Annotated in this window: 7 protein-coding genes; 4 read left to right on the forward strand and 3 right to left on the reverse strand. The window is 69.3% G+C overall.

Annotation, left to right across the window (positions count from 1 at the left end; genetic code table 11):
• Positions 1–205, reverse strand: a 205-nt coding sequence (locus tag ACYC1Z_RS11905; protein ID WP_461409744.1) for a GTP-binding protein, incomplete at its 3' end; no start/stop codon positions are given.
• Positions 206–360: 155 nt separating this feature from the next.
• Positions 361–1,758 carry a GntP family permease gene (locus tag ACYC1Z_RS11910; protein WP_461409745.1) on the reverse strand — a complete coding sequence of 466 codons (1,398 nt, stop codon included), beginning with the start codon at positions 1,756–1,758 and terminating at the stop codon, positions 361–363.
• A 154-nt stretch (positions 1,759–1,912) separates the two neighbouring features.
• Between ACYC1Z_RS11910 and ACYC1Z_RS11915 the strand changes: the two genes are divergently transcribed.
• The gene (locus ACYC1Z_RS11915; protein ID WP_461409746.1) at positions 1,913–4,168 is read left to right on the forward strand and encodes a TonB-dependent receptor; all 2,256 of its coding nucleotides are present in this window, start codon (positions 1,913–1,915) and stop codon (positions 4,166–4,168) included.
• A gap of 76 nt (positions 4,169–4,244) precedes the next feature.
• A complete protein-coding gene (locus ACYC1Z_RS11920; RefSeq protein WP_461409747.1) occupies positions 4,245–7,580 on the forward strand; it encodes a PAS-domain containing protein in 3,336 nt (1,111 codons plus the stop codon).
• On the opposite strand, the gene ACYC1Z_RS11925 is transcribed toward ACYC1Z_RS11920, so the two are convergent.
• A complete protein-coding gene (locus ACYC1Z_RS11925; protein ID WP_461409748.1) occupies positions 7,581–8,243 on the reverse strand; it encodes a response regulator in 663 nt (220 codons plus the stop codon).
• A gap of 155 nt (positions 8,244–8,398) precedes the next feature.
• On the opposite strand from ACYC1Z_RS11925, the gene ACYC1Z_RS11930 reads away from it, so the two are divergent.
• Together ACYC1Z_RS11930 and ACYC1Z_RS11935 are read left to right on the forward strand one after the other, a co-directional pair.
• A complete protein-coding gene (locus tag ACYC1Z_RS11930; RefSeq protein WP_461409749.1) occupies positions 8,399–10,228 on the forward strand; it encodes a 3-hydroxybutyrate oligomer hydrolase family protein in 1,830 nt (609 codons plus the stop codon).
• 55 nt (positions 10,229–10,283) lie between these two features.
• Positions 10,284–10,511: peptidylprolyl isomerase (locus ACYC1Z_RS11935; protein ID WP_461409750.1), on the forward strand; the 228-nt coding region annotated here is incomplete at its 3' end.

The raw sequence follows: 10,511 nt of genomic DNA on the forward strand, positions 1-10,511 counted from the left end.
TTTCACGCCAGTTGATCGCGGTGTTCTTGGCCAGGATGGTGATGCCGCGCTCGCGTTCCTGATCGTTCGAGTCCATCACGCGGTCCGGCACCACGGCGCGCTCGCTGAGCGTGCCGGACTGCTTCAGCAGCTGGTCGACCAGCGTGGTCTTGCCATGATCGACGTGGGCGACGATGGCGATGTTGCGCAGATTTTCGATGGACATGCGGCGTCACCCGGCCTTGCATCCGGGCGCCTGACAATGGAGTTGACTGCCAAGTATAGCGGCGCGCGAGGCCCGACGGCCAAGGGCTGAACGGGTCCGTCACGCCAACCGGGACTTGGTTAAGCGTTCAGCGAGTCCTCCGCGGCGCCTGGTTTTCAGACCAGTCCGGTCAGGGAATACACCGCGATCACCACGAACACGGCGGCGGTCTTGATCAGGGTGATGGCGAAAATATCGCGGTAGGACTGCCGGTGGGTCAGGCCGGTCACCGCCAGCAGGGTGATCACCGCACCATTTTGCGGCAGTGTGTCCATGCCTCCCGAGGCCATCGCCGCCACGCGATGCAGAACCTCCATCGGAATGCCGGCCGCCCGCGCGTTGTGCACGAAAGTGTCAGCCATCGCCGCCAGGGCGATGCTCATGCCGCCCGAAGCCGAGCCGGTGATGCCGGCCAGCACGGTCACCGAAACCGCTTCGTTGACCAGCGGATTGGGAATGGCCTGCAGGGCCTCGGCGGCCACGCGAAACCCCGGCAGCGCGGCGATCACCGCACCGAATCCATATTCCGAGGCGGTATTCATCGATGCCAGCAGCGCGCCGCTGACGGCGGCCTTGCTGCCTTCGGCGAAGCGGTGGCTGACCGGGCGCCAGGCGAACGCCAGCACGCAGGCGATGCCGAAGATCAGCGCGCCCTCGACCGCCCAGATTGCCGCCAGCTTGGACACCTCCTGCACCACCGGTTTCGCCTGGCCGATCACGGCGGGAACGAACGATTGCGTCGGGCCGTAGAGCCGCGGGATCAGGGTGGTGAGCGCGCCGTTGACGACGGCGACGCCGACCAGCGGCAGCACGGCGACCAGCGGATGTGCCAGCTGATCGCCGGCATGGAGTTCGGGTTCATTGCGCAGATCGCGGCCGTAGCCCTCGCCGGCGGCGCCGGGGCGCCGGCGCTGCCAGTCGAGGTAAGCCAGCCCGAGGGTCAGGATGAATATGGCGCCGATGCTGCCCAGCCATGGCGCGGCCCAGGTCGTGGTGTGGAAGAACGCCGTCGGGATGATGTTCTGGATCTGCGGTGTGCCGGGCAGTGCGTCCATGGTGAAGGTGAACGCGCCCAGCGCGATGGCGCCGGGGATCAGCCGCTTGGGGATCGCCGCTTGGCGAAAGAGCTCCGCGGCGAAGGGATACACCGCGAACACCACCACGAACAGCGACACGCCGCCGTAAGTCAGCAGCGCGCAGACCAGCACGATCGCCAGGATGGCGCGGCTGCGCCCGACCGCGCCGACGGTGGCGGCGACGATCGAGCGCGAAAATCCAGACAGCTCGATCAGCTTGCCGAACAGCGCACCCAGCAGGAACACCGGGAAGTACAGCTGCAGAAAGCCGACCATGCGATCCATGAACAGGCCGCTGAACATCGGCGCGACCAGCGCCGGCGCGGTCAGCAGGACCGCGCCCAGGGCGGCGATCGGGGCAAACAGGATCACGCTGTGGCCGCGGTAGGCGGCGATCATGAGAAAGGCGAGGGCGGCCAGAACGATCAGCAGGGCCATGCGCGAATGTCCGGGCGTCTGCAGGGACGCGTAGACGCAGTATCGGCAGCCCGTCCGCCCGCAGCCCACTGTACGAAAGTACAAGCGTGCATTGTCCGCGCATGGCCTAGGCTGCCGACGCCGCACCATCGGGGCGCGAGTCGGGGGAACCACCATGAAGCAGCGTCAACTGTCGGTTGCGATCGCCATCGCTCTGGGCTGGGCGATCGGTCCCAGTGTCGTTTACGCCGCGGCGGCGGTTGCGCAGGATGCGCCGGTGGCGAAAGCCGTGCAGCCTGCCGTTCCGCCCCGGAGCACCGTGACCAATCTCGAAACCATCAAGGTCACCGCGCGGCGCTATCAGGAAACCCTGCAGGACGTGCCGATCGCGGTCACCGCGTTCACCGCGCGCTCGCTTTACGACCAGAACGTGCAGGACCTCAGCGATCTGCAGGGCAAGGTGCCCAACCTGCAGATCTACGCGGCGCGCGGCTCCAACACCACGCTGACCGCCTACATCCGCGGCATCGGCCAGGGCGATCCGACCTGGGGCTTCGATCCGGCCGTCGGCATCTATCTCGACGATGCCTACATTGCGCGTCCGCAGGGTGCGCTGCTGGACGTGTTCGACGTCGAGCGCATCGAGGTGCTGCGCGGCCCGCAGGGCACGCTGTACGGCAAGAACACCATCGGCGGCGCGATCAAGTACATCTCGCGGCCGCTGCCGCTCAAGGCCGAGGGCTTGGTGGACGTGACCCTGGGCACGCACGGCGAGAAGGACGTCAAGGCGTCGTACGGCAACGCCAGCGCGGACGGCGTCTGGCGCATGCGCGCGGCGGCGGCCACCCTGCACAACGACGGCTACGGTCACGACCTGCTCACCGGCAGCGAGAACAGCAACACCGACACCAACGTCGCGCGCGTGACCGTCGGTTTCTTTCCCAACGCCCGATTCAACGCCCAGTTCGAGGTCGACGGCCTGTCCGACCACTCCAACCCGCGCGGTGCCCAGCGCCTGATCGTCAACAAGTTCGATCCCGCCCGGACGCCGCCGCTGGCCAATCCCTTCAACACGCAGAGCGGCATGCCGCCGGTCAATCTGACCAACATGCATGGCGCCGCGCTGACCCTTCACTACACGCCGGAAGGAAACTGGGAATACAAGTCGATCACCGCCTACCGCGGCTCGGGTACCAACACCAACATCGACTTCGACACGCTTCCGCAGCCGGTGGCCGACGTCAATGCCACCTACCACGATCACCAGCTCAGCCAGGAGTTCCAGGCGCTGTACGACAACGGCGACAAGCTGCATGGCGTGATGGGCCTGTATTACTTCGACGGCACGGCCTCCGGGCGCATCAAGAACGTGTTCCTCGGCTTTCCGCCGTACACGGCGCTGGGCTACGCGACCTACGCCAGCACCGGCGGCAGCATGGACACGCGCAGCGTCGCCGCCTACGCCGACTACAGCTACCAGTTCGATCCGCGTTGGAGCCTCGATCTCGGCGCGCGTCTGACCCACGAGACCAAGACCGCGCTGATCCAGAATTACGCCTATCCCAATCCGGGCTTCGCCACCCCCTCGGCCACGCTGGCCGATTTCCGCGGCTCGACCTCGTCGAACAATCTTTCGCCCAAGGTGACCCTCGGCTACGAGGCCAGCGATCAGGTCAACCTCTACGCCACCGTCAGCACCGGCTACCACTCCGGCGGCTACAACATCCGCGCCAACTGTGCGCTGATCCCGCAGTCGTGCCAGCCGATCAAGGACGAAAAAGTGGTGGCCTACGAGCTGGGCAGCAAGATGTCGTTCTTCGACGGCAAGCTGATGATGAACACCGCACTGTTCCACACGATCTACAGCGATATCCAGCTCTCGGTGTTCACGTCCTATACCCAGCCCAATGGCCAGCAGGGCTTCTTCGGCAACTTCACCAATGCCGGCAAGGGCCACATCGACGGCTTCGAGGAAGAGTTCGCCTGGCAGCCGGCTGCGACCTGGACGCTCAGCGGCAACGTCGCCTACCTGCACACCAAGTACACGCAGTTCCTCAACGGCGGCGTCAACGTCGCCAGCAGCCAGAAATTCACCAACGCGCCGAAATGGTCGGGCGGTCTGACGCTGTGGAAGCACTTTCCGCTGGCCAACGGCGGCGAAGTCGTGGCGCGGCTCAACGCCAGCTACCAGACCAAGGTCTATCCGGAGACCACGCTCAGCGAGCTGATCGCGCAGCCGGGCTATGGCCTGGTCAACGCCGGGGTGATCTGGCGCACCGGCGGGTCGTGGACCTTCAGCCTGCAGGGCAGCAACCTGACCAACAAGGTCTATCGCACCACCGGCTACAACATCGGCGCGCTCGGCATCATCACCGGCTTCGACGGGCCGCCGCGGATGGTCACCGCCAGCGCGCTCTATCGCTTCCAGTAGGGGCAGCGGGCGCGGCCGTGTCCGAGGCCGTCGGCATGCCGCGCGTCGTGCCCTCCCCGTGCGCGGCTATCATGCGATGACCGCGCCACTCGGGGGAGCCGCCAGCGTGCCGTCAGATCTGTGGGTCGCCTTTGCCGGTCTGCTGTGGCTGGGCGCGCTGTTTGCGGTCGCGCGCTACGGCGAGCGCAACCCGCGCGCGCTGGGCGGGGCGTGGCCGGTCGTCTATGCGCTGTCGCTGGCGGTGTACTGCACGTCGTGGACGTTCTACGGCACGATCACGCAGGCGGTGCGCTCGGGCTGGTGGCTGCCGCCGACCTTCGTCGGCACCATCCTGCTCTATGCGTTTGCCGCCGGCCTGCTGATGCGGATGGTGCGGCTGGCGCGCAAGTCCAACGCCAGTTCGGTCGCCGACCTGATCGCCAGCCGGCTGGGCCATCACGCCGGCCTGGCCGCGCTGGTGACCGCGGTCGCCGTGATGGGCACGGTGCCGTACCTGGCGCTGCAGCTCAAGGCGGTGACCATGAGCTTCGCCATGTTCAGGCCGCGCGGCGACGCCGTGGTGACGCCGTGGCACGACAGCGCGCTTTACGTGGCGCTGGCGATGGCGCTGTTCGCCATGCTGTTCGGCACGCGACGGTCGTCGGCGGTCAGCCACAACCGCGGCTTGGTGCTGGCGATGGCCTTCGATTCGGCCTTCAAGCTGTTGGCGCTGCTGGTGGTCGGGCTGGTGGTGCTGCACCCGGCCGACGTCGTCAGCGCGCTCACCGCCAAACCGCGCGATGCCTCGGGGTTTCCGGCGCTGGTGCTGATGGGTGCGCTGGCGATGTTCACCCTGCCGCACCAGTTCCACATCGGCATCGTCGAATGCCGCGACGCGCGTCATGTGCGCACTGCGCGCTGGCTGTTTCCGCTGTACATGGTGCTGATCGCGCTGCCGATCCTGCCGCTGGCCGAAGCCGGTCGCGCGGCCTTCGCGGGACAGGGGGTGCCGTCGGACCTCTACATGCTGGCGCTGCCGCTGGCGCGCGGCGAGCACGCGGTGGCGGTGCTGGCGTTTCTGGGCGGATTGAGCGCTGCCGCCAGCATGGTGGTGGTGGCGACGCTGGCGCTGAGCCTGATGATCGGCCATCACTGGATCGCGCCGCTGCGCCTGCGTGCCGGCTGGGGACAAGCCGAGCCGCACGACCTGCGGCCGCAGGTGCTGCGCCAGCGCCGCGTGGCGATCCTGGCGGTGGTACTGCTGGCATGGGTGTATTCGCGACTGCTGGCCGGCAACGAGGCACTGGCCGACATCGGCGCACTCGCGTTCTCGGCGCTGGCCGGACTGGCGCCGGCAGTGCTGGTGGCGGTGTACCGGCCGCGCGTCGGGCCGCGTGCCGTGGCGGCGGGACTGGCGATCGGAACGCTGCTATGGGGCTATCTGCTGCTGCCGCAGCTGGCCGGCCTGGATCTCGCCGCGCTCGGCCCGCTGGCGCCGCAGCGCCTGTTCGGTCTGCTCGACTGGAGCCCGCTGGCGCGCGCCGTCACGCTCGGTCTGCTGGCCAATCTGGCGACGATCGTCATGGCGCAACGCACGCGCTGGGGCCGGCGCTGGAATCGCCCGCGCGGACAGCCGCTGTCGATCGCGCAATTGCGCGCGTTGGCGGCGAGGTTCCTGCCGCGCGAACGCGTGCTCGAACTGCTGCAGGATGCCGATGACTCCGCCGAAGTGGCGCCTGCGGCGCTGGCCGCCGTCGAGCACGAGCTGGCTGCAGTGATCGGCGCCGCATCGGCGCGGCTGCTGGTCGAGACGGCCCGCCGCGACCGCAGCGGACGGCTGGCAGCAGTGGCGGCGATCGTTGACGAGGCGACCCACGACTTGCGCTTCAACCAGCGCGTGTTGGGCGCGGCGTTGGAGAACATGAGTCAGGGCATCTGCGTGGTGGATGCCGAACTGCAGGTCGTTGCCTGGAACCGCCGCTATGCCGAAATGTTCGCCTATCCCGAAGGGCTGCTGGCGGTGGGAAGGCCGATCGCCGGGCTGATCGGCTGCAACCTCGAACGCGGATTTGCCGGAGCCGGCATGGTCGCGGAGCGGCTGCAGCGGCGCATCGCCTTCATGCGCGAAGGGCGCCCGCATGTGTCCGAACGCCGCTTCCCGGACGCCAGCGTGGTCGAGGTGCGCGGCAACCCGATGCCGGGCGGCGGCTACGTGGCGACGTTCACTGACGTCACCGCGTTTCGCGAGGCCGAGCGCGCGCTGATCCGCGTCAACGAGACGCTGGAGCAGCGCGTGGCCGAACGCACCGCCGAGCTGCATCAGGCCACGCTGACCGCGCAGCGCGCCAACGCAGCGAAGTCGCGGTTTCTGGCGGCGGTCAGCCACGATCTGTTGCAGCCGCTGCATGCGGCGCAGCTGTTCGCGCACGCGCTGGTCGAGCGCATGAACCGCACCGATGCGTCGGACCTGCTCGAACATCTGCAGGGCGCGCTGGCCTCCACCGAGAGCCTGCTGGCGGATCTGCTCGATATCGCCCGCCTCGACGGCGGCCAGCTGGCGCCGCGCCTGCAGGATTTTCCGCTCGCCGAGCTGCTGGACCCGTTGGTCAAGGAATTCGGTGCGCTGGCGCAGGAGCGCGGCGTGCGCCTGCAGACCGTCGCCGCCGGCGTCTGGGTGCGCTCGGACCCGCGCATGCTGCGGCGGATCCTGCAGAACTTCCTGGCCAATGCGTTGCGCTACAGCGAGCGCGGGCGGGTGCTGATCGGCTGCCGTCGCAGCGCCGACGGCGTGCGCGTCGAGGTATTCGACACCGGGCCCGGCATCGACGACGACGAGCGCGAGCGCATCTTCGACGAGTTCCGCCGCGGTCGCGACGCGGTCGGGCAGGGCCTTGGCCTGGGATTGGCGATCGCCCAGCGCATGGCAGGATTGCTCGGGCATCGTCTCAGTCTGCGTTCGGTGCGCGGACGCGGCAGCGTGTTCGCCATCGCCTTGCCGCGCGCCCGGCCGGCGTCGCGGCCACTGCAGGAAGTGGCCGCGGTGCAGGGCCTGCCGCCCGGTGCTGCGCTGGTCGTCGACAATGACCGCGAGGCGCTGAGCGCGATGCGGGGTCTGCTGCAGGGTTGGGGCTGGCACGTCTGGGCCGCGAGCGACGCGGCGCAGGCGCTGGCGATCGGCTGCGATCCCGACATACTGCTGCTCGACTACCACCTCGACCTGGGCACGACCGGCCTGCAGTTGCTGGAGCGCCTACGCGAACGTCACGCCGCAGTGCCGGCGCTGATCCTCACCGCCGACCGCGAGCAGGCCGTGCGCGATGCCGTGCGCGAGGCGGGTGCGAGCATCCTGTACAAGCCGATGAAGCCGCTGGCGTTGCGGCAGTTTCTGCAGCGGTTGCATCTTGCGCCGCGGATGCGCGTGCGGGCGTCGTGATCAGTCCCGTTCGCGGCCCCATGGGCCCAGTTCCAGCGTGCGCAGCATCACCCCGGCCTGGGTGCGGTTGCGCGCGCCGAGCTTTTCGAAGATCGCGCTGACGTGCGCCTTGACGGTGCGCTCCTGAATGGACAGGCGGTCGGCGATCTGTTTGTTGAGCAGCCCCTGCGCCAGCAGGCTGAGCACGCGGAACTGCTGCTCGGTCAGCGCCGACAGCCGCGCCGCCAGCTCGGCGTCGACCGGATCGGTCGCAGCCTCGGCCACCGCTGCGGCCAGCCGCGGCGGCACCCACTCGCCGCAGTCGAGCACGGCGCGAATGGCAGCCGCGATGTCCTGCGGCGCCGCGCTCTTGGGCACGAAACCGGAAGCGCCGTAGTCCAGCGTGCGCCGCACGATGCGCGGATCGTCCTGCGCCGAGATGACCAGCACCGCGACCGCCGGGAACTGCCCGCGCACCGCCACCAGTCCGGTCAGGCCGCGGCTGTCGGGCAGATGCAGGTCGAGCAGCACCAGGTCAGTGTCCGGCGGCGTGCCCAGATGCTGCAGAGCGCCGGCGAGATCGACCGCTTCGCTGACGGCAACGTCCGGCATCGCGGTCAGTGCCGCCTGGCGCAGAGCGGCGCGAAACAGAGGGTGATCATCCACGATCAGCAGCGTCGACATCGGTTCTGGCGTCCTCGGGTCAGCCGGCGGTCGCGCATGGCGCGCGATCGTTTGGCCGCCGTGGCTGATGGACGCGAGCTTAGCCGAGCCCTGTCTGCACCGCAGTGGACCTTCGTACGATGGCCGGCGTCGACGGAGCTGCTAGATTCCGATCCATGAAGCGCATTGCGATTCCGCTCGTCCTGCCGTGGCTGCTGGCGCTGACGCCAGTCTGCGCGGACGCCAGCGTCGGGAGTACGGGCGTGGATTTTCTGATCAGCCCCGTGCGCGAGACCGTGCATCGCCGGAACGACGATCTGCTCAGCGCCGGGCTCGGCCTCGCGGGCCTGCGCGGCGCGCCGGCTGCGTTCGCCGATCCCGCGCAGCCGACACCGGCGGAGCTGCGCCGGCGCGCGATCCAGATGAGCTGGAAGGGCATCGCCGATCTCGGACCGCTGGGCGGCTACGGCAGCGTCTATGGCGCCGTGCCCGACGTGCCGGGGCGCGAGTATCAGGCCCTGGCGCGCATACCCGGCGCGCACGCTCCGCATCGCGTGCTGGTGCAGGTGCCGGACGCCTACGACACCAGGGCGCGCTGCCTGGTGGTCACGGCCTCGTCGGGCTCGCGCGGCGTCTACGGTTCGATCGCGCTGGCCGGTGCCTGGGGCCTGCCGCGAGGCTGCGCGGTGGCCTATACCGACAAGGGCACCGGCAGCGACTACTTCGACACCGCCGACGCGACCGGCGTCACGCTGGACGGCACGCGCGCCAGGGCCGGCACGGCACCGCTCGCGTTCCAGCCCGGGCACTACACGCCCGACGACGGCATCGCGATCAAGCACGCTCACTCGGGTGACAACCCCGAGGCCGACTGGGGCCGCGACGTGCTGCAGGCCGCGGCGTTCGGTCTGGCGATGCTCGACCGCGCCTTACCGGCGCAGGCGCCGTTCACGGCCGCGAACACGCGCATCATCGCCACCGGCCTGTCGAACGGCGGCGGTGCGGTGCTGCAGGCGGCCGGCCTCGACGATGCGCACGTGCTCGACGCGGTGGTGGCGCTGGAACCCAACGTCAACACGCCCGGTCACGGTCGCGCGCTCTACGACTACGCGACCGAGGCGGCGTGGCTGATGCCCTGTGCGCTGGCCGCGGCACGTTTCAACGCCACGCCGCTGGCGCGCCTGCCGGACGGCACGCTGCCGCCGGCCGCGCGTGCGCGCTGCACCACCTTGAGTGCCGCGGGCACGGTTCAAGGCGGCACGCTCGCGGCGCAGGCGGGGCAGGCACTGGCGATGCTGCACGCCTCGGGCTGGACCGATGACGCGATCGCCACCGCGGCGAGTTCGGTCGCATTCGATCTCTGGCGTGCCATCGCGATCACCTACGCCTCGTCGTATCTGCGCGCCGGTGTCGGTGCCATGCCCTGCGGTTACGGTTTCGTCTTGGCGGTGCCGCCCGACGAAAACGCGGCGGCGGTGCGCGCGGCGTGGTCGGCCGATGCCGCCGGCATCCCGCCCGGCTCTGGCGTGGTCATCCGCGATGCGCTCGCGTCCGGTGCGGATCCGGCCGCCCCCGGCCTGCGTTGCCTGCGCGAACTGTGGACCGGCGACGCAGCCGATGCCCGGCGTCTGCACGCGTCGGTTGCGGCGACGGCGGTGCGACTGCCGCGTCGCGACCTGCCGATCTGGGTGATTCACGGCGCCGCCGACGGTCTGCTGCCGCCGGCCTTCAGCTCGCAGCCCTATGTCGACTGGCTGCGTGCTGCGGGACGCCATCCGCTGTTCTGGCGGGTACCCTATGCCCAGCACTTCGACGCGTTCCTGCCGCTGCCCGGTTTCGGCGACCGGCACGTGCCGCTGCTGCCCTACGGTTATCGCGCGCTGGATCGGGTGTTCGACCACCTGCTGCCGGGCACGCCGCTGACTCAGCCGCCGCAGCCGCACGCGCGGCCGCGCGGGCCGGGGTCGCTCAGCCGCAGGAATCTGGGTTGGCCGGCGGACGGCTGACAGCGGCGCGGATTGCGGCTACCGTGCGCGTTCTCACCCGTCACGGACCGCCTGCATGACCCTCACCGCCACCTTCCACACCGCTCGCGGGCCGATCCGCGTCGAACTGTTCGCCGACAAGGCACCGCTGACCGTGGCCAACTTCGTCAATCTGGTGCGGCGTGGCTATTACGACGGCTTGAATTTCCACCGCGTCATCGCTGATTTCATGATCCAGGGCGGTTGCCCCAACGGCGACGGGCGTGGTGGTCCGGGTTACCGCTTCGAGGACGAGTGCCGCAGT

It is taken from the genome of Georgenia sp., from assembly GCF_054605595.1.